Source organism: Methylobacterium sp. 4-46 (assembly GCF_000019365.1).
GTDB lineage: Bacteria > Pseudomonadota > Alphaproteobacteria > Rhizobiales > Beijerinckiaceae > Methylobacterium.
Window position 1 is genome coordinate 4,453,166 of record NC_010511.1, and the last position, 24,432, is coordinate 4,477,597.

Below are 24,432 nucleotides of genomic sequence, written 5' to 3' on the forward strand. Positions count from 1 at the left end.
CTTAAATTGAGGAGCGCATAATTTATGAGGGCGCAGGAAACACAAGAATTACGGTTCGAGAATGACGCAAGTTTCGAGATCGTAAGCGAAGCTCCCCGCGACGTTAGAATTAGAGCCAGCGATCAGCTCGACAAGAGTAACGGTTTGCATTTTCGTGAGTGGACCCGACCGGCAGGTGATTGCTTTCGCTGGTCGGGGGCGCGGGATAGCGTCCGGCTTCCAATCCGCATCGAGCGCGGCGCCGGCGTCGACATCGACGTGGAAGTCATGGGCACGGCGTGCAATCCGGCCCAAGCGCGGCTGCGGGCCGACGGCATCGATGTCCCGACGCCGGACGGTTCGGCGGCCGAAGGCTACTTCCACCTGAGAGCGTCCCTCCCCCCGGTCGTCGGCCAGTCGCTCATCCTGGAGATCTCCTCGGCGACGAGGCCGGAGAGTCAGGAACCCGGCGGGCGGAATCTCGGTCTCGCCATACTGTCCGTCAGGGTCGTATCCAAAGATATCGCGCATGGCTAATCCCGCTACACTGTCCGACCGACAAAAATCGACCGTCGGTGACGAGGCGATGCAACGCCTCAGTCAAGTCGAAGCTCGGCAAACAGAGCTCGAATCCGCGCTCGAGAAGAATCTGGGCGCCGTCGACGCGGCCGTCAGAGCGGCGTTCGATGCGGCGACGACCGCCTCTCTGATGGCGAACTGGAGCTTCGATGCGAGGATGCCGAACACGCTGAGCGGCAATCTCTCGCTCCCGGAGCGCGACGCGTCCGGTCGCTGGGTGAGATGGCTCCTGGGGATGCCCCGGCTGGAATGGACGGTGCAGGTCACGCCGAACCGCCAGTACGACTTGACGGTCGTCGTCCCGAAGTTCGTGTCCAGGCGGGCTTACGACGGCCTGTATGTCCGCGCCAATGGTGAAGATCTGCCATGGCTGTCCTGGGACGGCGCCGTTCGCGGGACCATCGTCGGCGCGGGGCAGGACGGTGTGTTGAAACTGGCCTTGGCCGTGCCCGAGACGGAAGAGGCAGATGCTCCCTTCGCTGTGGCTTCGATCAACCTCAAGGTACGGTGATCCGTGTCCGACAATGCCCGCCTCACCGTTGCGATCTGCACTTTCGACCGCTACGATCTGTTGAACAGGACGGTTTCGACGCTGTTGGAGCGGGACCGCATCGACGGGCACCAGGCCGAGCTTCTGATCGTCGACAACACCCCGCTGGCGCGACGCCGGCCCATCGCGTTGCCCGAGGGCCGCGGCAGCCGCGTGACCTTCTGCGACGAGACCGGCCTCTCCCATGCGCGCAATCTCGCGATCGACGAGGCGAACGGCGAGATCATCGCCTTTCTCGACGACGACGCCCTGGTCTGCTCCGGCTGGACAACGCAACTGCTGAATGCATTCGATGCCCATCCGGATGCATTGATCGTCGGCGGCCGCGTCGTTCCCCTCTACGAGAACGCCGATCGTCTGCCGGAGTGGTACGATGACCGCTTGGCGTCGCACCTGTCGTGCATCGACTGGTCGGACACGGGACGCTTCTTGAACGAGAACGAGTGGGTGGTCGGAGCGAACCTCGCCATCCGCAAGGACGTCTTCCGGCAATATGGCAGGTTCGACCCTTCGCTCGGGCGGCGTGGCACCGCGTCGCTGCTGAGCAACGAGGAGACCGCCCTGCTCGACCGCGTCGGAAGGCACCGAACCTTCTACTGCCCGGAAGCTTGCGTCGAACACATCATCGCCGCCGACCGCCTGACTCCGGAACATTTCCGCCGCCGCGTCTTCTGGCAAGCGATCTCCGACGTGGTCTCCGGCTCGTGCTGGATGACCCTCGATCTGGCCTACGAGCGTTACAAGACCAGGATGGTGCTTGCTCCGCCACAGTATCGGAATATCAAGGCCCTGTCATATTTGCCCCGCACGTCGGCGGAATTCGTTGTTCAACTTGAGTCGATATACGCCATGGCGATGATTGCGAGCGCCGGCTTCAAGCAGGGAGAGGATGCATGACGGTGCCGGCGACCTCGCCCAATCGCTTCGGCCAGACCGTCCTCTTCATTACACCATTCGCATCGCATCCGGCGAATTCCGGTCAGCGGCGGCGCGTCTTCCAAATCGCATCGCTGCTCAAACGGGCAGGCTTTCGGATCACGTTTGTTCTCTATGCCTTCGAACTCCCCTGGTATTGGTATTTCGATCAGATTTCCTACCAAGAGATGGTCAACACCTGGGGTGAGGTGCATATCTATCCCGCATCCAAACAAGTCGGTCTCCCTCCTCAGGACGGAAACTTTCATTCGCTCGACGAATGGTGGGATCCTGCATTCGAAAAGTTCTTAGAGCGTCTGAATGAAATCAAAACATTCGACGTCACCGTGGTCACCAATGTTTGGATGACAAAGGCTTTCTATTCAGCGTTTAATTCGTTCAAGATCCTCGATACGCTGGATGTATTCTCGAAGCGTCAACAGATAGCGAATCGCACGGGGATTGCGCCGGAGTTCTTCTGGACGGATGAACGGAACGAGATGTTCGGATGGAGCCGGGCCGATCTGGTGGTCACGGTCACGGACGAGGAAAAATCGTATTTCGGCGATAAAATCACCGTTCCAGTCCATAACATACCGATTGTTCTGGCCGAAGCGGCGGCAAAAAAGACGCGGCGGTCATATATCCATGACGACAGGGTCGTCTTCGGCGTGCTGAGCAGCGCCCAAGTCTACACGGTGATCGGGTTGAACGCCGTGCTCCAGGAGCTGGAGCTGCAAGTCGAAGAAGATTTTTCGCCGGTCGATCTGATCATCGGCGGCACGATATCGGATCATGTGAAGACCAATTTGCCCGTGCAGCGTCTTGGGGAGGTGGCCTCCGAAGAGGAGTTCCTCGGCCGCGTCGATTTCATTATCGCGCCCCAATTCGATGGAACCGGTTTCAAGGTGAAAGTCGCGGATGCGATGCTCGCGGGCATTCCGGTCCTCGCCGCGGAGCATTCGAGTATCGGAACGGGTCTCCCGGACAGTTTCGTCTTCTCCTCTCCCAAGACGCTCGCGCGCGCCATGTCGCGGATCGCGCTCGACCGGCCCCCGCTGTCACGCTTCCTCGACGCGGTCGAGGCGGCCGCAGCGGATCTCGTCGCCGCACGCGAGCGCTCCGAAGCGGAGCTCATTGCGTCGATCGAGAGGGCGTGCGGACTCCTGGTGCTCGATGTCCGGGGTCTGTCGGCGGAGGAGCACTGGCCGATCCTTGCCTCCTACGTGAGCTGGTCCCGCATCCTGTCGGATCGGATGAGGGTCTTCTTCCTCGTCGATGACAACCTGAAACGCATCATCGGGCGCCTGCGCAATCGTTGGTACGAGATTGTCGGCGAGGCCGACCTTCCAGATCTGAAAACCAGCGGGAAGATGGTCGTCGCGCTCGGGCCATTGCGGGCCAATGATCTATCGAGGTCGGTGCGCGACGGTCGTTGGGATTGGTTGCTCGGCGAGCAGGTGGTCTCCGATCCCGGAGACGACGCAGTGTCGCAACTCCCCTTCCTGCATTCCGACATCGACTGGCTTCCGGGTGTCATGACCATGATACGCGGGCGCGGTGATCTGGCGGCTACCGACAAAGCCGGCGAGAGGATCGCGGGGCCGAGTGTCGCGCGCGTGACCGTGGTCGAAAACAGCGAACTTGCGCGGGCTCTGCCGCGTGCGGGTCGTTCAAGCGACGTCATCATCGCACTCTCGGATCGAGGGATGTTCAACAACCTGATCGCGGAACTGCTTTGCGGTGGGCGGGATTCGGGGCCCGAACTCGCTTGGATCGGCCGGGCCGGAGCGCCCGCCGAAAGGCTGCTTCACGAGATTGCATCCCGCTGCTCCCTCAAGTTCACGGGCTCGACCATCTGCGGGCGAAGCTCTTATGACGATGTCGAGAAGTACGCCCGGGCGCTCTTATCCGGCGTCGCGATGCCCCTAGAGCGGCACCCGATCACGTTGCAATCGGGTGCCGCTCTCGATCTTTGATCTTGCCGCATTGTCCGCGACGAACCGGCATCCACTTCGTCGGAAAATGCTCTAGACCGCGCGGCGTGACGCCGTCGTAAGACGTTTGGTGAGCCGCGGCGGGGCCGTCGCCGATGCGCACGGCTCGCGCCGAAGCTGAACGTCGCCCGGCCATCTCGTCGGATCCTGGCGGGATGGTGCGGTGCTGGCGACCTGCCGGCGAGCGGCCAGTTCCGTCCGGGCTGCGGCTGCGGCGCGCGGGCTGATCCGCGGCTCGCCACCCTCCTCCGCGCCCTCTCGATCCGGCAGCCGCCGGGCAGGGTGCGATGCCAGTTAGTCTTGCAGCCTGAGGGCAAGGCAGTATCCATCCGGTCAGAACCGCGGCGCGTTGGGGTTGCGGCGTGTTAAGCTGGACTCATGCAGATCGATGAGGAGCGGATCGACGAGGCGGTGCTCGGCCTCCCGTGGCTGACGCTCCACGATGAGCGCCGGGCCTGGAAGGGATTCGACTGGCAGGTCCTCGATCGGCTGCACCGCAAAGGGCTGATCGCAGACCCAGTCGGACGAGCCAAGTCCGTGGTGCTCACGGATGAAGGGCTTCGCCGATCCCGGGCGTTGTTTCACGCCTTGTTCACGCGCGCGACCTGATCGCTGGATCCCGCGCTCAGGCGACCTGAGCCGAACTGGCCATCGCGGGACCGCGGGCTTTCCAGGCCCGGGGCAGGGGTGCGGCGAGGGCACGTGAGGGGTGGTCGTTGATCCGCGCCAAGACGTCGGCCAGCCAAGCTCGCGGATCGACGTCGTTCAGGCGCACCGGGATGACGAGGCGGTCCCGGTGGTGTTCGACGACGCGCTCGAAGCGGCATTCGGGGATGGCGAAGGGGATGGGCATGCCACCCACGATGGGGTGGGCGGGGCAGGCCATCACCGGGCCGAGTCAATCCACCGGCGTCCACGCAAAGTGATCCTGGTGGCTTACAAGGGCTGAGCCGGGCTCGCAGGGGCGGCCCCACGCCGCCACGGCCACAGGGGCGCACCGGGCGGCCGATGAGCGAACGGATGGCGCAGGGTCGCACGTGGCAGTTTCCGGTATACCTTGGCGGTCGACGCGACAGTGCGGCGGAGCCGAATGTGCAGCCGGCGCCGTACCAGGAGCGGTCGCAGATCCTTCAGGATCTCGTCGCCGACCGCGAGGGTATCACGGAGGTCCCGGGCCAGCTCGGCCGCGAAGCTGGCCCCGGACACGGCCGGAAAGTCCTGCACTTGGCGGAGGCTCAGGGCGGCCAAGTCCCCCTGCAGCATCTGCAGCCGCGTGTAGAAGTAGGAGATCTTGCGGGGGAGCGGGGCTTCCAGCCGATCAAGGCAGCCCGCATAGGCCTGATAGACCGCCGCCGGGATCGGGGGCAGCGTCGGCACGGCGACGCGGGGCACCGTGGCCGCCACATGCTCCAGACGAGCCAGAACGTCGTGGGTCTCGATCGCCCGCAGCACGGCAACAATCTCGCCGACCAGGGCAGATGCCAGGTTGCGCTGCCGGTGCCGGCGCTCGCGACGCCAAGCATAAGCCAAGCTTACGCCGAGCACGACCAATGCGGTCAGGACCGCAACATCGAGGGTATGCATCGGGCCGCCTCCGCGGCTGACGTCATGAGCTTGATCATAGCACGGTTCTGCTCGCCTGCATGAACAGTTGACGCTGTCAGGGCCGGTTTTTAGAGTGGCGGTCTGGGGGTGGAGTTCCCCATAACCGCCCACCCGGGCCGATGACTCCTACCGCGTGACGACATGCGGTGGGGGTGCGCCCGCAGACCCGCCGTCGGCGGGTTTTTTCATGCCGTCGCGCATCCGCTTGAGCACCGGCCGAAGGCCGGAGGAGGCGTGTGATGGCGGATGTCTGGCTGGAGCCCGCGGTGTGGCTGGGGCTCGCGCTACTCGCCGCGATCATTGCGCTGCGCGTGACGATCTCGGTGGCCCTGGTCAAGATGATGGTAGGGGCCGTGGCCGGCAACACCATCGGCCTGCACCTCACCGACTGGGTCAACTTCCTGGCCGGCTTCGGCGCAATCCTGCTGACCTTCCTGGCCGGCACGGAGATTGACGCGTAGGTGGTGCGTAAGCACGCCGGGGCCAGCCTCAGCATCGGCGTGTGGGGATTGGGATTGCCCCGTCTCTGTGGACGGTTATGGGGCTTGGCTGACCGGGGTCTCATGTGCGGGTTTTGGGCGGTGCTCCTTCTCGTAGGTGAGGGGTGATCGGTAGCCCAGGGCGGAGTGTCGCCGCACCGGGTTTTAGAAGCCTTCGAGGTCGCTGAAGAGGGCCATGCGAGCCTCTGGCCGGGAGTGGAAGCGCCGGCGGGCGAGGAGCTCGCATTCCAGGGTTGAGAAGAAGCTCTCGGCCATGGCGTTATGGGATGGACGCCTCCCGCTCCGCGCCCAGGTTGGGCGAGACCGAGAGGGAGAAGAGCCATGCAGATGCTCGCGATCGATCTGGCCAAGCAGTCGTTTCACGTTCACGGCGTCGATGCCGATGGTCAGGTGATCTCCCGGCGCGTCGGGCGCACCAAACTTCCGGCGCTGGTGGCCAGCCTCGCCCCGAAGGTGATCGCCATGGAGGCTTGCGCCACGGCCCATCATTGGGCGCGAGCTTTCCTCGCGGCCGGGCATGAGGTTCGGCTGATCAACCCGCGCTTCGTCAAGCCGTTCGTGCGCGGCTCGAAGAACGATGCCGTCGACGCCGAGGCGATCTTCGACGCCGCCTCACGTCCCACGATGCGGTTTGTGCCTGTGAAGTCGACCGAGCAGCAAGACCTGCAGTCGCTTCATCGCGTCCGCGATCGGCTGGTCTCGCAACGCACGAACCTGATCAATCATACCCGTGGGCTCCTGGCTGAGTACGGCCTCATCTACCCGAAGGGTGCGGCCCGCTTTCCAGCGCGTGTGCGGGCGGAACTTTCCGAGGCGGGACTGTCGCCGATGGCGCGAGCCACCTTCGCGGCCCTGCTCGACGAGTTGGAGACCCTGGAGACGCGGCTTGAGCGGCTCGACGATCAACTTCGGGCGATCTGCCGCGAAGACGTCGTCTGCCGCCGCCTGATGACGTTGCCTGGCGTGGGCCCGGTCGTCGCCACCGCCCTCAAGGCCAGCGTCGGCGATGCCCGCCAGTTCCGCTCAGGGCGCGAACTCGCGGCCTGGATCGGCTTGGTGCCGCGACAGTACTCCACCGGCGGCAAGCCGCACCTCGGGGGCGTCGGACGCCGGGCCAACCACTATCTGCGGCGCCAACTCGTGCACGGCGCCCGCGCGGTCGCCTTGCGCCTGGCCACGAAGACCGATCCGCGCTCACGCTGGTTCCAGGCGGTGATCGACCGGCGCGGGTTCAACAAGGGGATCGTGGCGATGGCCAACAAGACCGCGCGGATAGCCTGGGCGATGCTGAGGCGCGAGGAGGATTACGCCCGCGCCTGACGCGGGCGACCGAGATCGTCGCGCGAGCGGCGATGCGTGCGAGGTGACCGACGATGGCGACACGGCGTGGGCCGCCGCTTCCGATCCTGACCTACGACACGGCCTTCGAGGCCGCTAGCGTTATGAGGACGGAAGAAGCGGACCCCATCGAGGCCAGGGGCGTGATCGCTCCACCGACAGGCCGGATAGATTCACGCACCCAAGGTCGTGGTCGTCGCTGAGGAATACCTTGCCGCGGGAGGCGTCCATAGATTGTCGTAAGCATCACCGACCGAGCCCATCGAGGGCCGCACCCCTGCCTCGCGGCAGCGGCTGCCAAAGGCCAGCGAAGTCTAGTGGGTGGATTCAAGTGGTCGTCGCAACGGCTTGGCGGAGGGCGGTTGTGATGGCAGGTCGGCGGCGTTCGGATCGGGCACTTCGCGAGAAGCTGCGGTCACCGGGTCGTCCCGGGGTCGGTCTGCGCGAGACGCGGCGGGGGTTCTGGGCGTTCCTCGCGCAGGGTCTCTCCAGCGAGGTCGCAGCGATGAAGCTCGGGATCTCGCCACCGGTCGGCTCGCGGTGGTTCCGGACAGCAGGCGGAATGGCACCTTCCCACCTGTCACCATCATCCAAGTCGCCTTCTGCGCGCTACCTGTCGTTGGCTGAGCGGGAGGAGATCGCGATCCTACAAGCGCAAGGTCACGGGGTCCGGGACGTCGCTCGGCGTCTGGGACGGGCGGCGTCGACCATCTCGCGGGAATTGCGCCGCAATGCGGCGACCCGCAGTGGCGGCCTGGACTATCGCGCCACGACCGCGCAGTGGCACGCTGAACGCGCGGCACGCCGGCCCAAGCCAGCAAAACTGGCGGGGAACGCAGCGCTGCGGACGTACGTGCAGGAGCGGCTCGCCGGAACTGTCGCGACACCGGGCGGGAGCGCTCTGCCTGGCCCTAGCGTTGCCTGGAAGGGACGGCGGCACGGGCGACGCCAGAGCCGGCGATGGGGTCGATCCTGGAGTCCGCAGCAGATCGCCGAGCGCCTACGGCTCGACTTTCCGGGCGATACGACGATGCGCATCAGTCACGAGGCGATCTATCAGGCGCTCTACATCCAGGGCCGGGGCGCGCTGAAGCGTGAGCTGACCGCGTGTCTTCGCACAGGACGGGCTTTGCGTGTGCCGCGGGCCCGCAGCCTGGGCCGAGGCAGGTCGTTCGTCACCCCCGAGGTGCTCATCAGCGAGCGTCCGCCCGAGGTGGAGGACCGCGCGGTGCCGGGGCACTGGGAAGGAGATCTGATCCTGGGTCTGAAGAGTTCGGCGATCGGGACCCTGGTCGAGCGCACGACGCGCTTTACGATGCTGCTGCATCTTCCGCCGATGGACGGCCATGGGGTGACACCGCGTGCGAAGAACGGCCCGGCGCTGGCGGGGCACGGGGCCCAGGCGGTGCGCGAGGCGATCGCCGGCACGATCGCGCGCTTGCCCGAGCAGCTGCGGCGCTCGTTGACCTGGGACCAGGGTACCGAGATGGCCGAGCACGCGCGCTTGCGGATCGACGCGGGTCTGCAGGTCTACTTCTGCGATCCACGCTCACCCTGGCAGCGGGGGACGAACGAGAATACGAACGGGTTACTGCGACAGTACTTCCCGAAAGGAACGGATCTGAGCGCCCACAGCGCGAACGATCTTGCTGCTGTGGCCGCAGCCCTCAACAGCAGACCGCGCAAGACGCTGAACTGGAAGACGCCGGCAGAGGCGCTCGACGCTGTGCTGGCTGCCGTGCAAGATGGTGTTGCGACGACCGCTTGAACCCAAGGTGCGAGCCCTGATCCGAGTGGTGGATCACGTCTCGCGGCTTTCTCTGGCCAACGGCCATCTCGAGTGCGCCGAGTACCAGTTCAGTTCGCAGATGATCAGCCATTGACCAGCCGACGATCCGGCGGCTGAACGCGTCGAGCACGATGGCCAGGGAGCGGACCCCTGCACTCGTCGGGATGGAGGTGATGTCCGCGACCCAGAGCCGGTTGGGTTCATCGGCCGCACAGCTGCGGTCGACCAGGTCCGGAGCTGGTCTGGCCTCCTGATCGCGCCGCGTCGTCATGGGTCCGCCGCGGCGATGGCACGCCCCGACGAGACCCGCCTCGCGCATCAGCCGCGCAATCCGCTTGCGGCTGTGAGCCTCGCCCTGGTCACGCAACTCCGCCTGGACCCGCGGCGAGCCGTAGGTCTGACGCGAGCCCAGGTGGATCGTGCGGATGCGCCGGAGCAGCACCTCGTCCGCCTGAGCCCGCGCCGAGAGGGGTCGGCCGACCCAGGCGTAGTCCCCGGCCTTCGAGACGCCCAGCACGCGCGCCATGACGGCAATCGGGAAGTGCGCCTGGTTCTCGCTCATGAACCGGAAGATCCAAACGGCAGACCTCCGGTCTCGCGCGCAAACCAGGCTGTCGCGCGAGAGAGGATGTCGCGCTCCAGCTTCAACTGACGGTTCTCGCGCCGCAGCCGAAGCAGCTCCTCGCGCTCGTTCGCCGACAGCGCGGCCTCAGTAGCAGCAGGCTTCGCCTCTCGGCGTCCCTCCTGCTGGTCGGCCTCGGCCACCCAGGTGCGGATGGCCTGGGCCGACGGCTCGAACTCACGGGCGAGGTCGGTCGGATCGCGCCCGGCGCGGACCAACTCGACCATCTCGCGGCGGAACTCCGCCGGGTACGGGGGACGGGGTCTCGGCATGGCAAACACACCTCACGCGAAAGCGCTCTCGGTGTCCACCGATCCGGGGCAATCCCATATGACCACGGGAGCAAGGGCCGACGTTACAGCGGGTCGGTGATCCCGGACGGGCTGCTGCGGGCGGTGACGCTCGTGGCGGTGCTCAACTTGGTGTACTTCGGGATCGAGTTTGCCGTTGCACTGGCGATCGCCTCGGTGTCGCTGTTCGCCGACAGTGTCGACTTCCTGGAGGACGCCTCGGTCAACCTGCTGATCCTGGTCGCGCTCGGCTGGAGCGTGCGCAGCCGCGCCCGGGTCGGCATGGCGCTGGGGCTGATCCTGCTGGTGCCAAGCCTGGCGACGGTCTGCACCGCCTGGGACAAGTTCTTGTCTGGCGCTCGGCGTGGCCCGACCTGCTGGTCGGCATCGGCATGGCGGCTATGAACGCGGATGCCGTGCGTGAGGTCTGGCAGGCCGCTCGGGACGAGCACCGGGCGGAAGCTTGAGAAGCTCACGAGCCTGTCATGTATCCGTATGGGCATACTTCTGCGGACAATCCGACTCTCGGCCATTCGCGTAAGGCGGGCGTATGGAACCAGGTCTGGACCTGCCGCTCATGAGCGGCGTGGTTCGCATAAGGCCCTGTATAGGACGAGAAGAGCCGGGGCGTGATGGGGTGGACGGCTCCTGAGGATGAAAACCAGCGCCCTCATCCCGGCACAGCGGTGCCGTGAGCAGGGGCCCTCCACCTCGTCACGCCCCGATTTCCCCGCTCAGCTGTTCCGGTCTACGTCACTTCGCCCAGCGGCGCACCACGCGGTAGCGCCTTCGGCGGCGGGTCGCCCCGGCCCCCGAACAGAATCTCGGTGATCACGCTCGGGCGGAAGAGCCTGGACGGCGGATCGAGGAAGTTCAGGACCCGATAGAATTGATCGGTCACGGCGGGGCTTCGGTGCGTCGCCCGATGGACGCGCTCCATGTACCATTGCACTGGACGCATACGGAACGGCCGCTGCGCCGCCAATTCGGGAAAGCGGAGATCCTCCAGCGATATGCCGTTCCAGGCGACGTCGACCGCTGGCTTAATGGTCTGGAACCAACGCCGGGCGAAATCCGGACCGATCCCGCCGTCGCGCGCGACGCAGGCCAGCGTGCGGTTGAGAGCCTCCGCCTCGATCGCGCTGACCGTCATGCCCTGAGCGTAGACCGGGTTGAAGCTGCACACGGCATCTCCGATGACGATCAGCCCCTCGGGGAACCGCTCGAGCCGCTCGTACCGCCGCCGCAGGCTGCCGACGAAGCGGTAGCGCTTGATCTCCGACATGGGCTCGCACGTGCGGATCACGTCGTAGAGATCGGGCACCGCCAACGAGCGCGCGAACGCCAGGAATGCGTCATGGTCCTGCGGCGATGGTTCGTCGAAGAAGCTGGGCAGCGTCACCAGCCACCGGCCGCCCTCGATGGGGACCAGGCTGCCGCCGCGCCGGGCGGTCTTGTCGCTCACCATCAAGGCGCGCCAGTCCAATCGCTCGTCCGAGCGGCGAAACGTGCAGGTCGAATAGGTGACGCGGGCGCCGAAGAGCTCGGTCTCCGGCCCCGAAAAGCCCAGCTCCGTCAGCCACTGCGGCGTCGAACTGCCCCGACCCGTCGCATCGACGACGAGATCCGCCTCGATCTCGTCGGTTTGGTGCTGACCGCCCGCTCTGGCAAGACGGACGCCCGTGATCCTGCTGCCATCGCTACGCAGGCCTATTGTCCGGACCCCGTCGAGAACCGTCACATTCGGCAAGGCGCGAACCCGCTCCGCGATCCTGCTCTCGAGCAGCGGTCGGCTCAACGACAGAAAGAAGAGGTCGCTGTCGTACCGGACGCGCCAGCCGCCCAGGTGGTACCAGGCAAATTCGCGCCCGCCATTGACCAGAACGGAGCCTGCGGCCACGAGCTCGTCGGTCAGGCCCGGCAGCAGGGCCTCCGCAATCAACTGACCGCGCACCAGGAGGGCGTTCAGATGATGGCCTTGCGGCACGCTCTTGTGCGGCTCGGGGCCGCGGACCAGTTCATCCCGTTCGAGGATCGTGACACGCTCGACATGGTCCGAGAGGACGCGCGCGGCCAGCAGGCCCGCGAAGCTGCCGCCCATGACCACGGCGTGGCGAAGCGGGCGGCGGGACGTGCCGGTTTTCAAAATTGAACAGGCTGTCACGATCGATTCTCCGAACATGGGCCAGTCGGCAGTGCTGTCGATCGTAACTGTCCCTGCGCGATCGGCCTGTGGGCTGGATCACAGACAGGGCTGACGAACTCCGCGCGCGGGCATCCAGCCGGATGTTCCCGAGATGAAGGCGTGTTTCAGACGAGGCGGACCAGCCTCTCTCCGAACTGTCAGCGCGCTATCATACCGGCGCGCCTTTGATCTGATCCGATGATATGAACCATGCTGCGCGGAGATGCTGTTGAGGAGAACGCGTCAACGCAAACGCGCAGTGGTATGAGACAGGCCGCAAACTCAAACATCGAAGCATCAACACATCGACCCGATGTTCGAAAAGCGACGGTTTTTCAGCAACTTAAAGCTGTAAGGATTGCCTGTCAGGAATTCAAACCCGTACGCCCGGCGGCTCCCAGCCCTCCCGTCACGATGACGCCGCTCGCATATCGGTGATGCGGTGGCCGGGCCGACAGGTCAGGATCAACCCGGCCACCGATACAGCGACCAGCCCGTGTGTCTCGGAACGGCCACCGGTCGCTGTCCTCGCCCACCCTGGTGCACAACGCGGGTGGACGGTCTCGGAAATCGAGAGAAGCGACGGCCTAGGCCTCTTGCGAGGAGCGTCGGGCCATCGCCTTCGCCGCGCTGGCTGGGACAGCTCGGCTGTTCACAGCCTGCCGCAGGATGGTTGATGAAGTGCTGCTGTGACTTCCTCGACAGCGAGCGCTCTGAGAGCTTCTAGCCGAGCCGCCCGCGGTGTCGCCGTACTCACTGCCCGGCGCCCAACGGTGTGACGTGTAACATTTAAGCGTCGAGCGATATCGCAGAGATTGTAGCCCTCGGCTGCCGCGAAAGGGTTCGACGGCGTAGATATGGCGAAAATCGTCCTCTTTCTTCCAGCTAGATCATAGCCACTATGCGCTGGTACGCTAGTTCAGTCTCAGACGGCAAATGCCTGGTTGCTGGCAGAAGTCGAATAAAAAAATTCATGAAAGTTAATTTTGCTATTAAGTCAGGCAATGCCGCTGAGCATAAGCATCGTGAATATCAGGCCTGTTGTGGATGTTACAAAACCGACGAGGGCTCTGCCGATCGACGGCAGCGGCAATACGTTGCCCGCCACTCGCTCATCAAGCTGCGATATACTATGCTCCGTAAGACGCGATACGCCCTTTCAACGAGCCGAAACCTTGGCGGTTCCCCGGGGGCGAGCAATCAGCTTATCCGTCAGGGCTGCCACACTCCTCAGTAGCCGGTGGCCACCGACCGTAGAAGCAGGCCAGCAGGCTCCGAGCTGATCGATCCGCATTGACGGCGCGCGGCGGCGCCCGAGACCCCCTAGGGGGCGGCATGGAGGCAGCCGTGACGCAGTTCGGTTACATCCTGAATTGGACGCTCAAGGCCGGATCCCACCAGTTCCCAGGACCGGACGGCGGCACCTGCATCAACGAAGCCGCCATCGTTGCGGCCGGGTTTCCGTATCAGCCGGTGTGGCGGGTAGAAGTCATGCCGCGCTGTTTTTCACGACCCATCTGCCGCCTCGCGATGCTGCTCAATGACGAAGCCGACGACGTGCAACGCCAACGGTTGCTGCCGTTCGTCACCCGGCTGGCCTGCGCGGACGCGCCCGAGGTGGAACGCCTGCGCCAGAATTACATCAACGCGCGCACATCCGGGAGGCCGCTGAACTTCGAGAATGGGATGATGGCGCTCGAAGGGGCCCTGGCCATTGGCCGTCAGGCCACCCTTCTGAGCGGGGACGAGGTGAGCGAAAGGCTGGATCAGGCCAAATGCATTCCTGAACCGGCAACGCCAGATCGGACCATGATTGGCAAGATCAAGGAATGGCTCGGGATCGAAGCTGAAGTCTCCTGACCCTGCCTAATGGGGCCGCACCACTGGGCGGCAGGAACAAGGGCGGTCATCGAACCGCCTGACAGCCAACCGGCCGTCAGTTATCATGCCGTCGAGTCCCGGTCATTCTCGTGATGGAAGGGGCGTGCTCATGGTGAAATGCCGCATTGCCCTCACGGTGGCGCTCCTGCTCTCCGGCGTACCCGGCTTGGCCGCGCAGACCTCCTGGACCGATCCGCCGACCCGCACCGCAGCCCCGTCCGAGACGAACGCTCCTGCCCAACCGGAAGTCGAGCGACCGAAAGCACCGGCATCGGAGGCGGTCCAGCGGCAGGCGAAGCGTCCGCCCGCCCGCAGCCGTGCCATCACCACCTTCCAACGGCGTTCGCGGGTGGTCGCGCAGCGTCCATCGTCGCCCGTCCTCCGCTCGCGTCAGGCGGAACGTGTCTCCAGACCGAAGCTGTACAGGCAGGCGATCTTGCCCCGACGAAGCCATCCCATTGTGGTGTCCAGACCGGCGCCGCATCGGCAGGCCGCTCTGGTCCGAAGAACCCATATTGTCACGGCATCCAGACCGCTACCGCCCCGGTGGTCCATCCTGGCCCGAAGAACCTACTCCGCCATCGGAGCTGATGATGTCGATCCGTGGACGATCCGCATCCATCCTTGGGCCGGCGACCTCGACTACTCTGGCCCCTATGGAGTCAGGCGCGGTCTGTGCCCCTGGATGCCCACCCGGGGCCCCAGCGACGACGAGGAGTAATACGGTTCCAGTTGGATTGTACTTCTCGATACACGGGCGGTGCCGGCCGTCCGTGCATGTCATAGACTATAGCAATCTGGTCGTTCTCAGAAATCCCTGAGTTGAAAACCGGTTCTATAATACTAGTCCTTCCAGATTCCTTTGCCCCCACCGCTGGGCGAGGACTGAGATCCCTGAGAAGATGTTAGTTCTTTAAATATTTTCATATACGGTGGAGTATCTATTCCATGAAGGCCGTTTCCGAGGGAAAATCCTCCAACTACGGCGTCAAGCTCGGCTTCCAAGATCCCACCAGACAGCTCAGGGGCGCGCTTCTCGATCGGCGTGCTGCCGTCCTGAACTGAAGGAATCTTAGAAGAAGACATATCAACCTCCCAAGCTGACCGCGCTCCGATGGCATTCTACTTGGGTTCAAGCGGTCGTCGCAACACCATCTTGCACGGCAGCCAGCACAGCGTCGAGCGCCTCTGCCGGCGTCTTCCAGTTCAGCGTCTTGCGCGGTCTGCTGTTGAGGGCTGCGGCCACAGCAGCAAGATCGTTCGCGCTGTGGGCGCTCAGATCCGTTCCTTTCGGGAAGTACTGTCGCAGTAACCCGTTCGTATTCTCGTTCGTCCCCCGCTGCCAGGGTGAGCGTGGATCGCAGAAGTAGACCTGCAGACCCGCGTCGATCCGCAAGCGCGCGTGCTCGGCCATCTCGGTACCCTGGTCCCAGGTCAACGAGCGCCGCAGCTGCTCGGGCAAGCGCGCGATCGTGCCGGCGATCGCCTCGCGCACCGCCTGGGCCCCGTGCCCCGCCAGCGCCGGGCCGTTCTTCGCACGCGGTGTCACCCCATGGCCGTCCATCGGCGGAAGATGCAGCAGCATCGTAAAGCGCGTCGTGCGCTCGACCAGGGTCCCGATCGCCGAACTCTTCAGACCCAGGATCAGATCTCCTTCCCAGTGCCCCGGCACCGCGCGGTCCTCCACCTCGGGCGGACGCTCGCTGATGAGCACCTCGGGGGTGACGAACGACCTGCCTCGGCCCAGGCTGCGGGCCCGCGGCACACGCAAAGCCCGTCCTGTGCGAAGACACGCGGTCAGCTCACGCTTCAGCGCGCCCCGGCCCTGGATGTAGAGCGCCTGATAGATCGCCTCGTGACTGATGCGCATCGTCGTATCGCCCGGAAAGTCGAGCCGTAGGCGCTCGGCGATCTGCTGCGGACTCCAGGATCGACCCCATCGCCGGCTCTGGCGTCGCCCGTGCCGCCGTCCCTTCCAGGCAACGCTAGGGCCAGGCAGAGCGCTCCCGCCCGGTGTCGCGACAGTTCCGGCGAGCCGCTCCTGCACGTACGTCCGCAGCGCTGCGTTCCCCGCCAGTTTTGCTGGCTTGGGCCGGCGTGCCGCGCGTTCAGCGTGCCACTGCGCGGTCGTGGCGCGATAGTCCAGGCCGCCACTGCGGGTCGCCGCATTGCGGCGCAATTCCCGCGAGATGGTCGACGCCGCCCGTCCCAGACGCCGAGCGACGTCCCGGACCCCGTGACCTTGCGCTTGTAGGATCGCGATCTCCTCCCGCTCAGCCAACGACAGGTAGCGCGCAGAAGGCGACTTGGATGATGGTGACAGGTGGGAAGGTGCCATTCCGCCTGCTGTCCGGAACCACCGCGAGCCGACCGGTGGCGAGATCCCGAGCTTCATCGCTGCGACCTCGCTGGAGAGACCCTGCGCGAGGAACGCCCAGAACCCCCGCCGCGTCTCGCGCAGACCGACCCCGGGACGACCCGGTGACCGCAGCTTCTCGCGAAGTGCCCGATCCGAACGCCGCCGACCTGCCATCACAACCGCCCTCCGCCAAGCCGTTGCGACGACCACTTGAATCCACCCTATGTGGTATTATCTTATTGGTGCTCGGTGTATGAGGCTATTGGAGCCAACTACGGCAACCGAATACGGTGTTCAGCAACTGCGTATTCATTGCTCCGGACCTGAGTTCTTAACTGCAAAATAAATGCAGCTTTCCTTGCTATAGCGTTAAAATCCGGAAATCCACTATATTGGGGGCCGGGCCCTAAGTCTCCGCCGGAAACAAATTCAAGTTCAAGGTCCAGAATTTCGTCCATACCGCAGGTATTTAACTCGATGGAGATTTGAGGCGAACCCATTGTCCCCTCCTATGCTAATTACAGCCTTCGTAAAGGTATTTTGCCTTGGCCCGACCGACGGCGCGGTGCGGAGAAGCACGCGACAGTCTGCACGGATTTTGCTACCAACCGCGATGACCGAGGCGCTATGGTTCGCCCACCTTGAAGTGGTTCGTTGGCGAGTTTGTTATCACCGGCGAACTCAGGCAACAGCCTTAGGACTTAGCAGGCGGCCGAAGTCGCTCTGACGCGTGGTAGCGATCGGCTCGCCAACGACTCAGCGGACGATACGGGCCAAGTCAAGTGTGGCCGCCGTCGCATGTGCTGCAGCCGAACCTTTGCCAAGCCGACGTAGTGTGCCCGACGCAGGTCGAAGCTGCGCGCGACTAGCGAGAAGGTGGCTTTGATCCCGGCGCGGTGCGCGTAGAGTCGAGCGAAGATAGCTGCCTTCTGACGCTGTTCCTCGCCATTCAACTGGCCATATGTCCGGCTCGGCGGCACAATGCTGCTTCGCTAAGTGGTCCGATCTGAACTCTCGTGACCGTAATGTCTGAGAAACGACCGGATACTGTTGGCGAATTCCGGAGGGCGTCGTGGTGGGTGTAGGCTGGCGGCCCCGCTCGGAGGTCGCTCATGTCGCTCCGGCCACAGCCCCCGCTCCCGCCTGTCCCTGAGGACACAGCTCGCGTCGCCCAGACCGCGTTCCGACGCGGCAACAACCCCGACCTGCTCCTACGCACCCGCCTGGGCACCATCTTCGCCGATGCTGCGTTCGCTGACCTCTTTCCCAGCCGCGGCCAGCCCGCGTACGCACCCTGGCGCCTGGCCCTCGTCACCCTCCTGCAGTTCCGCGAAGGCCTGAGCGACCGCCAGGCCGCTGAGGCGGTCCGAGCCCGGATTGACTGGAAATACCTGCTGGCCCTCGACCTCGCCGATCCCGGCTTCGATCCCAGCGTCCTGTGCGAGTTCCGCGGCCGGCTGCTGGAGCACGAGGCCGCTGGACGGCTGCTGGTCCGCATCCTCGAGGCCGCGCACGACCAGGGCGTGCTCAAGGCGCGGGCGCCAACGCACCGACAGCACCCACGTGCTCGCGGCGGTGCGCGACCTCAACCGCGTCGAGTTCGACGTCACGGACTTCGCGGTCGAGTGGGAGCGTCAGCGCGTGCGCTGCCCGGAGGGCCACGAGAGTTATCCTCCCTCGAGTTGGTGGTTCTTCCGCACTTTGATATTGGTGGTGAATTCGGCTCGGCACAGTCAGGCTGCAGGCGAGTGCAGCTATGCAAAGGATGAGTTTGGTGTTCGAGCCTTCGGTTCGTCCGCGAGCCATCGCAGTAGTCGCACCAAGTTCATCGCCGCTGCCGTCATCAGATGAACCAGGTGCGTCTTTGCGTGTCCGAAGTCGGGCGTTCGCCGCAGCCGAGATGACCGCACGCCTTGTGCAATCGTGCCCTCGACGCCGGCTCGTCGGGCGTACTCGGCTGCGAAGTCGGCGGTCTTCTCCCGCTCCCGCCTGACCCGCAACGCCTCGTGTTGGGCTTCAGGGCGGATCGTGATCGCCCGGCGGGACGAGCGCGAGCGTGTGCAGTCCGGCCGCAGCGAGCAGTCCCGGCAATCGCGGACCGCGAACTTGATCTTGATCACCGGTGTCGTGCCGTGGACGAGCGTGGGCGTCCAGCTCTGGCTTTCCTTCCCGCCCGGACACGTCGCCCGCCGCCGAGCGAAGTCAATGGCGAAGTCCCGTGCGGCGAACCCGTCACCGGCCTGGGCCTGCCACTGCCGGTCACCCCGCGTCGGGCCGACCAGATCGATCCCGTGGCGCGCCTGGGCGTCAACGAACAGCGCCGCGTTCACGAAGCCGGTGTCGGCGATGTGGATCTTGGGCAGCAGATCCCGTGCAGCAAGCGTCGCGTGGATGGTCGAGGTCGTCGCCTCGTCCGAGACCGCGGCGGTCGTCGTCTCGACGTGGGTGATCAGGTTCGGCGCGTCATCGTCGCACGTCTCGGTCAGATGCACTTTATAGCCGCTCCACACCGTCGTGCCCTTGCTCGCGGAGCGCGCCTCGCCGTCATACGGCGAGCCGATGTATCGACCCGATGGTGGCAGCTGATGGTTCGTCCGCCATGCGACACGGGTGCCCTCCGGCCCGTCCTCGCGGAGGAAGTTCTGCACCCAGACCCGTCGCAGGGTCTCAAGGGCCGCGACGTCACGCAGGACGGGTGGGGCGAGAGCCAGCAAGGCGAACCCATCGATCCCAGTCTGCACCGCCCACGCCTGCCGTCCTGCCTGGCTCTTGGGAAGCCGGAACTCGCTCGCTCGGAGCCCGTCGCGTTCGACCCAGGTCGGGGTCGTGCACGTGCGGAGCCAGTCGGGCGCGATCGTCGCCAGTTCGTTCAGCGCGTGGCGCAGTGTTTCCCCGACAACTTCGAGCCGGCTGAGGGTCCGCATCGCTCCAAGGACGTGCGTGGAGTCGCTGCGCTGACGTCCACCGCCTTTCAGGAGCCCGCGCCCTCGTGCCAGTGCGAGCGTCGCGTCGAAGAGCCGACTTTCCGCCCCATGCGCGAGAAGGCGCGTGCGGAACTCGCTCAAGTCGATGTGGGCGAAACCAGCGTCAGCCAATTCCAGGCACAGCAGGTACTTCCTGTACCTGACGACGAGCCGTGCTTCAGTGCGGCTTGGGCGTCCGGCGATCTGAGGTATTTCCGGTCCGACGCAGGCGTAGCTCAGCAACGCCTGTGCCGCGATCGCCGATTGGCACGATCCCGGATGCCCTGTCGCGTTCCTCCGAACAGTCGCTGGGGCTCCGCTCGCGCGGACGCCCGCGTACAGGACAGGATCCGCCCATGCTCAGTCCCGGACTGGTGGCCGGCATCGATGCCGGCAAGCACTTCCTCGATCTCGGCTTCCATCCTGCCGGCAAGCCGATGCGCTGCGACAACAATCCGGCCGGCATCAAGCGCCTGATCGCGGCCTTGCGGCAACGAGGCGTCATTCGCGTCGCCCTGGAGGCGATCGGTCCTTACGCTCAGCCTCTCGTGCATGCCCTCGTTGCCGCCGGCTTCACGGTGGCGCTGATTGATCCGCGACGGGTCAAGGCCTTCCGCACTGCCGAGGGGCTGATCGCCAAGACCGACCGGCTGGACGCGGCGCTGATCGCCCGCTTTGCTCATCGCATGAGCGAGTCTCTGCGCCCGGTTCCCACGGCCGACCAGGTGACCCTCAAGGCTCTGTCGACGCGCCGGCGCCAGCTCACCGAGCTGATCGCCATGGAGAAGACCCGGCTGGCCCAGGCCCTCGATCCGATGATCGTCGACAGCCACCGGGCCGTCCTCGAGGCCCTGACGCGGACTTGTGCCGAGGTTGAAGCCGAGCTCGACCGGCGCATCGCTGCCGACCCGGCCTTGGCCCGTAAGCGCATCATCCTCACCTCGATCCCGGGGATCGGCCGGCGCATCGCCGGCGTGCTGATCACCGATATGCCCGAGCTTGGACGGCTCGACCGCAAGGCCGCCGCGAGCCTGGCTGGCATGGCTCCTCATCCCAGCCAGAGCGGGGCCCATCCCGGCCGCCATGCCATCGCTGGCGGCCGGCCGTGCCTGCGGACTGCCTTCTACATGGCCGGCATGGTCGCCGCACGCGCCTGTCCCGCTTTCCGAAAACCCTATCGCGCCATGAGAGACGCCGGCAAACCGGCCAAGCTCGCCATCGTGGCCACAGGGCGACGCGTCGTGACCCTGGCGAATGCTCTCCTCCGCGCCAACAAAACTTTCGACCAGAGCGACCTGGTGACTTGTCAGGCGACGTCCGGGACGGCTCCCCTGGCGACAACGGGGCAACACCAGCATGCGCTGGCGTGATCGCTGGCTTGATCGGAGGGTCGATGCCTCGCATCGACCCTCCGCCTCATGACCGTTCGCCGGCGGGGGCGGGTCAAGGCCTTGTCGCGCAACGCGCGATGGCGCGGAGCGCCAGCCTTGACGCGCACACGACGGTGAACAACCCGACGCTGGAACGCCTCTCGGGCGGGGCCAGCCATCCTGTTTCTAAGAGGTCAAACCGTCGTATCGCCTCCCAAGGCTTGACCCGCGATACAGTCGCCAGTCGATCCACGTGCGGACTGCGTCGGCGGCTTGCCGATCGGTCAGCCCTTCCATGAACTGCAGCAGGGTCGCGAGGGCGAGCCGGACCGGCGCCTCTGCGGGTCGTCCCCGCGCCGAGAACAGGTCGGCGAAGTCGTGATCCTCCATGACGCGATGCAGGTCGTCGGAGAGGCGCATGACCGGATTGCCGCTCGGAAAGATCGCCCGCGCCACCTGCGCCGTCTGATCAGGCACGACATACGTCCGTCTCACGTCGAGCGACATGCCCCCCTCCTGATTGGCGTGGGGCCACATCGTCGCTCAACGCGCCGCGCGGATCGTCCTCTCATCGCAGGAGCCGCGCCGAATTCGCCACCAATATCACAGTGAGCAAGAGCCACGAAACGGGGCAATTCCAATCCCAAGACTCCGCTTACGACGCTGCCCTGGGCTGGGGTGGGGCCTCGTCGGAGATGCCGGCCTTGGCCCAGACGTAGAACGCGAGCAGTGCCACCGGCAGGCCGATCAGGGACGTCCAGACGAAGAACCAGGGAAAGCCCGTCCACTCGACGACGAAACCCGAAAATCCCGCCAGCACGCTGCCCGGGAATGCACACAGGGACGTCAGAAGCCCGAATTGGCTCGCCGCATGCTCCTCGGAAGCAAGCGTTGACATGTAGGTGATGAGCACGACTGAGGCGAACGCATACGCGAACCCATCGATGCTGACGGTGGTCGCGAAAGTCCAGAAGGCCGTCCCGCCGTCGCCTCCGTGGGCGGCGAGGTAGGCGAGGCTCAAGTGAGAGGCCGAGCCCGCCACGGTGCCGATCAGCAGGCTCGGCAGCATGCCGATCCGCGGGACGAGAGCGCCAGCCAGAAACGTGCCGCCCAGCCCGATCCAGAAGCCGAAGAGCTTGGTGACCGTGGCGATGTCGGTGTTGGAGAAGCCCTGGTGCTTGAACAGCGGGACTGCCATCGCACTCGCGACGTAGCCCGGCATACGGAAACCCGCGACGAGCAGCAGGATTGCTGGCGCCATCGGGCCGAGCCGCGTCAGGAGTTCTCGGATGGGAGCCCAGACCGTGTCGACGAAGCCGGCTCGGGCTTGATGGGGGAGCTGGTCCGACGGCGGCTCGGGTGCCAGCACGGCGGCGAGCATTCCAGCGAGCATCAGCGCGCCCATGCTGAGATAGGCGCCGCGCCAGCCGATCCTGTCGGCCAGAAGCAGCGCGCCTGCGCCAGCCGCGAGGTTGCCGACCCGCCAGCCGATCTCCGTCCAGGACGACAGCACGGCCTGCTTCTCGGGCGGCCGCACGCTGGTGATGCGCCAGCCGTCGATGACGAGGTCGAGCGTTGCGCCGGCGAAGCCCAGGGCCAGGGACAGCGCGATCGTCCAGCCGAGCCAGTTCGCCGGGTCGCCGAACGCGATGCCGGTCAGCATCGCCATCACGCCCGCTTGGGCGACGACGATCCAGCCGCGCCGGCGGCCGAGCACGCGCCCGAGCAGGGGCGGGTCGTAGCGGTCCAGGAACGGGGCCCACACGAACTTGAACTTGTAGGCGAGGGTCAGCTCGCTCAGGAGGCCGATTGTCGCGAGTGAGATGCCGATGTCGGACAGCCATGCCGATTGCGTGGCGTAGACGAGCAGGAACGGAATGCCGGAAGTGAAGCCGAGCCCGAGTGCCGGCGCGATCCGCCGATCCGTGAACAGCGCCGACCAGAACGGCGTCTTCTCAGACCTGACGAAAGCTGGTTCAGTCATGCTCATTCCGCTTCGCTGCCGACCTGCGTGAGCGCCGCCTCACGGATTTCTCGCTGAAGCGGCGAAAAGTTAGGAGCATTCTGGGCATTGGTTCGAGTATATGAGTGTATCAAAATCGTATTATTTGATGGACTTCTCCATCAATGCCAATAATAACATTATCTGCTGTTCCTCTGTGGCAGGCGATGCTGCCTCGATCAATGACTTCATGTGCTGGTCTACGTACTTTGAGGCGCCCGAGTAGGCCAGTGACCAACTGCCGAACCGGCGCTTCGGCAAGCTCGCGACCAGAAAAGTGGTCACGTCTGCGTGCCGACTATCGTGCTCGATGTTGTCCATTAGCTGTCTTACTGCCGAGGGATGACCTTCCAAATACTGCGCAAAATGAGATTTTGAAGAAACAAGTGCACCGGTGATCCCAACATTCGGATTTCGACTCAAAGATTTCTCGACAATGTCATGAATGTCTGTGTCGGTGGCCAATCTACGGCTGACATAAAGCACACATACCTCGGATGTCCAAACCTGCGTTTTGAACCTCTCTTCGAAGTTGTACGGCGACACGCCCGATGTGGTTTTCGTGACGCGGGCTTCCGGCCCGTGAGGGAGCACGCTGCCTTGCGTGATGGCGATCTCGACCGTTTCGGCGAGCATCGGCCCAGCCGGGTAGCCGTAGTGATCCAGGAGAGCCTTGGCGTCCGCCAACCGCCTGAGGGCTGTGCTCGGCCGCTTGTAGTTTTCGGCGACGAGTTCGCCTGCCAGCGCGAAGGCCAGTTCCTCTGCCAGATGGGCAATGAGTGGCAGAGATTGTCCCATCTTGCGGGCATCGCGCATGCGGGCGCCCCGATCGTTTCGTCCGCTATCTAGTACACAGACGCCGACGAACGCAACACACGCACGTTGGCTAGACACCTGTAAACGCGGGCGAAATCTCACCGCACGGGGCATCGCCTGCTGCCACGGCGCAGTCAAGTCGTTGCCGTGAAGATCGCTATATTGCTGACTGGCGAGTGCAGCCCCGGCGTGGGCCGTGAGCCGAGGACTCGGAGAAGGGAAGGCTTCGAAGCGGCTTCTCGGAAGGTTCGAGATGCGCCGATCGTGTTGAAAAACTCGGGAAGCGGCCGATGCGGTGCTCCACACCAGGCCGCGCGGAGAAGAGCCTTCCGCGCGGACGCGCGCAACCCGATGCAAGTCGGCGTATGGGGAGTCGGAAAGAGGAACTTCTTCCGCGCAGCGAGGCATAGGGCGAGGCGTCAGGCGTCGCCTCTGAGTTTTTCAACACGATCCTCCACTTTCGGACCTTCGCTCGTGGCCAGAGACCGTCACGCCCGCCAGCATCTGTACGCAGTGTATGAGCTTATCACGATCCGGTGCACGGGCTACGGCGGCATCGTGGCAGCCGTCCGGCCTGCCGCTGAAGCACTCGCAGGCGCACGAGGCCGAGACAGCCTCGCGCAGGATCATCAAGACGAGGACAGCTCGTCCGACCGTGTCATACCAAATCCGCTTGATCCCTTCGGGATGGC

General features: G+C 65.0%; 17 protein-coding genes, 6 pseudogenes and 1 riboswitch. Of the genes and pseudogenes, 12 read left to right on the forward strand and 11 right to left on the reverse strand.

Going from position 1 to position 24,432, the window contains the following annotated elements:
• Window positions 1–24 precede the first annotated feature (24 nt).
• From M446_RS19150 to M446_RS19170, 5 genes are all read left to right on the forward strand, one after another.
• Entirely contained in the window at window positions 25–516 is a 492-nt protein-coding gene (locus tag M446_RS19150; RefSeq protein WP_012333756.1) for a hypothetical protein, read from the forward strand.
• The gene (locus M446_RS19155; RefSeq protein ID WP_236728657.1) at window positions 509–1,069 is read left to right on the forward strand and encodes a hypothetical protein; all 561 of its coding nucleotides are present in this window, start codon (window positions 509–511) and stop codon (window positions 1,067–1,069) included. The genes M446_RS19150 and M446_RS19155 overlap by 8 nt, the downstream gene beginning before the upstream one ends.
• A 3-nt stretch (window positions 1,070–1,072) precedes the next feature.
• On the forward strand, window positions 1,073–2,005 hold the full coding sequence (locus M446_RS19160) for a glycosyltransferase family 2 protein (RefSeq protein WP_012333758.1): 933 nt from the start codon (window positions 1,073–1,075) through the stop codon (window positions 2,003–2,005).
• Window positions 2,002–4,002 carry a glycosyltransferase gene (locus M446_RS19165; RefSeq protein ID WP_012333759.1) on the forward strand — a complete coding sequence of 667 codons (2,001 nt, stop codon included), beginning with the start codon at window positions 2,002–2,004 and terminating at the stop codon, window positions 4,000–4,002. Before M446_RS19160 ends, M446_RS19165 begins: the two co-directional genes overlap by 4 nt.
• Before the next feature lie 396 nt (window positions 4,003–4,398).
• Window positions 4,399–4,629 carry a DUF6429 family protein gene (locus M446_RS19170; protein WP_012333760.1) on the forward strand — a complete coding sequence of 77 codons (231 nt, stop codon included), beginning with the start codon at window positions 4,399–4,401 and terminating at the stop codon, window positions 4,627–4,629.
• A 16-nt stretch (window positions 4,630–4,645) separates the two neighbouring features.
• On the opposite strand, the pseudogene M446_RS19175 reads toward M446_RS19170, so the two are convergent.
• Both M446_RS19175 and M446_RS19180 read right to left on the reverse strand, forming a co-directional pair.
• Window positions 4,646–4,807 (reverse strand): annotated as a pseudogene (locus tag M446_RS19175) (transposase domain-containing protein); the annotation flags it as partial.
• A gap of 149 nt (window positions 4,808–4,956) precedes the next feature.
• Entirely contained in the window at window positions 4,957–5,604 is a 648-nt protein-coding gene (locus tag M446_RS19180) for a hypothetical protein (RefSeq protein ID WP_012333762.1), read from the reverse strand.
• Between the two features lie 95 nt (window positions 5,605–5,699).
• Window positions 5,700–5,761: riboswitch (Fluoride riboswitch) on the forward strand.
• Between the two features lie 103 nt (window positions 5,762–5,864).
• On the opposite strand from M446_RS19180, the gene M446_RS19185 reads away from it, so the two are divergent.
• Window positions 5,865–6,086, forward strand: a complete 222-nt coding sequence (locus M446_RS19185) for a hypothetical protein (protein ID WP_012333763.1) — start codon at window positions 5,865–5,867, stop codon at window positions 6,084–6,086.
• A gap of 75 nt (window positions 6,087–6,161) precedes the next feature.
• On the opposite strand, the pseudogene M446_RS38590 reads toward M446_RS19185, so the two are convergent.
• Window positions 6,162–6,386: pseudogene (locus M446_RS38590) on the reverse strand (integrase core domain-containing protein); the annotation flags it as partial.
• Between the two features lie 60 nt (window positions 6,387–6,446).
• Here M446_RS38590 and M446_RS19195 point away from each other — a divergent pair.
• Both M446_RS19195 and M446_RS19200 read left to right on the forward strand, forming a co-directional pair.
• Window positions 6,447–7,445, forward strand: coding sequence for an IS110-like element ISMtsp7 family transposase (locus tag M446_RS19195; RefSeq protein WP_012331380.1), 999 nt, complete (start codon window positions 6,447–6,449; stop codon window positions 7,443–7,445).
• A 385-nt stretch (window positions 7,446–7,830) separates the two neighbouring features.
• On the forward strand, window positions 7,831–9,231 hold the full coding sequence (locus M446_RS19200) for an IS30-like element ISMtsp4 family transposase (RefSeq protein WP_012330561.1): 1,401 nt from the start codon (window positions 7,831–7,833) through the stop codon (window positions 9,229–9,231).
• Here the strand turns inward: M446_RS19200 and M446_RS35600 are convergent.
• Together M446_RS35600 and M446_RS19205 are read right to left on the reverse strand one after the other, a co-directional pair.
• Complete coding sequence (locus tag M446_RS35600; RefSeq protein WP_083784708.1) at window positions 9,131–9,814, reverse strand: IS3 family transposase; 684 nt, start codon at window positions 9,812–9,814, stop codon at window positions 9,131–9,133. The genes M446_RS19200 and M446_RS35600 overlap by 101 nt on opposite strands.
• The gene (locus tag M446_RS19205) at window positions 9,811–10,101 is read right to left on the reverse strand and encodes a hypothetical protein (protein WP_157182184.1); all 291 of its coding nucleotides are present in this window, start codon (window positions 10,099–10,101) and stop codon (window positions 9,811–9,813) included. The genes M446_RS35600 and M446_RS19205 overlap by 4 nt, the downstream gene beginning before the upstream one ends.
• A gap of 144 nt (window positions 10,102–10,245) precedes the next feature.
• On the opposite strand from M446_RS19205, the pseudogene M446_RS19210 reads away from it, so the two are divergent.
• Window positions 10,246–10,631, forward strand: a pseudogene (locus M446_RS19210) (cation transporter).
• Window positions 10,632–10,912: 281 nt separating this feature from the next.
• Here the strand turns inward: M446_RS19210 and M446_RS19215 are convergent.
• Entirely contained in the window at window positions 10,913–12,346 is a 1,434-nt protein-coding gene (locus M446_RS19215) for an NAD(P)/FAD-dependent oxidoreductase (protein ID WP_012333766.1), read from the reverse strand.
• A 1,338-nt stretch (window positions 12,347–13,684) separates the two neighbouring features.
• On the opposite strand from M446_RS19215, the gene M446_RS19220 reads away from it, so the two are divergent.
• Entirely contained in the window at window positions 13,685–14,209 is a 525-nt protein-coding gene (locus M446_RS19220) for a hypothetical protein (protein WP_012333767.1), read from the forward strand.
• Between the two features lie 1,153 nt (window positions 14,210–15,362).
• Here M446_RS19220 and M446_RS19225 read toward each other — a convergent pair.
• Complete coding sequence (locus M446_RS19225; RefSeq protein WP_012330561.1) at window positions 15,363–16,763, reverse strand: IS30-like element ISMtsp4 family transposase; 1,401 nt, start codon at window positions 16,761–16,763, stop codon at window positions 15,363–15,365.
• 938 nt (window positions 16,764–17,701) lie between these two features.
• On the opposite strand from M446_RS19225, the pseudogene M446_RS35610 reads away from it, so the two are divergent.
• A pseudogene (locus M446_RS35610) lies at window positions 17,702–18,189 on the forward strand (transposase); the annotation flags it as partial.
• 154 nt (window positions 18,190–18,343) lie between these two features.
• Here M446_RS35610 and M446_RS19235 read toward each other — a convergent pair.
• Window positions 18,344–19,705, reverse strand: a pseudogene (locus M446_RS19235) (IS1182-like element ISMtsp10 family transposase); the annotation flags it as partial.
• Window positions 19,706–19,908: 203 nt separating this feature from the next.
• On the opposite strand from M446_RS19235, the gene M446_RS19240 reads away from it, so the two are divergent.
• Window positions 19,909–20,922, forward strand: a complete 1,014-nt coding sequence (locus M446_RS19240; protein WP_012332367.1) for an IS110-like element ISMtsp9 family transposase — start codon at window positions 19,909–19,911, stop codon at window positions 20,920–20,922.
• Window positions 20,923–21,159: 237 nt separating this feature from the next.
• Here the strand turns inward: M446_RS19240 and M446_RS19245 are convergent.
• The 3 genes and pseudogenes from M446_RS19245 to M446_RS38215 form a co-directional block, all read right to left on the reverse strand.
• Window positions 21,160–21,429, reverse strand: a pseudogene (locus M446_RS19245) (transposase); the annotation flags it as partial.
• 148 nt (window positions 21,430–21,577) lie between these two features.
• Window positions 21,578–22,912 (reverse strand): AmpG family muropeptide MFS transporter, encoded by a 1,335-nt coding sequence (locus M446_RS19250; protein ID WP_012333771.1) that lies wholly within the window; start codon window positions 22,910–22,912, stop codon window positions 21,578–21,580.
• Window positions 22,913–23,026: 114 nt separating this feature from the next.
• Window positions 23,027–23,740, reverse strand: a complete 714-nt coding sequence (locus M446_RS38215; RefSeq protein WP_168169167.1) for a BLUF domain-containing protein — start codon at window positions 23,738–23,740, stop codon at window positions 23,027–23,029.
• Between the last annotated feature and the right edge of the window lie 692 nt (window positions 23,741–24,432).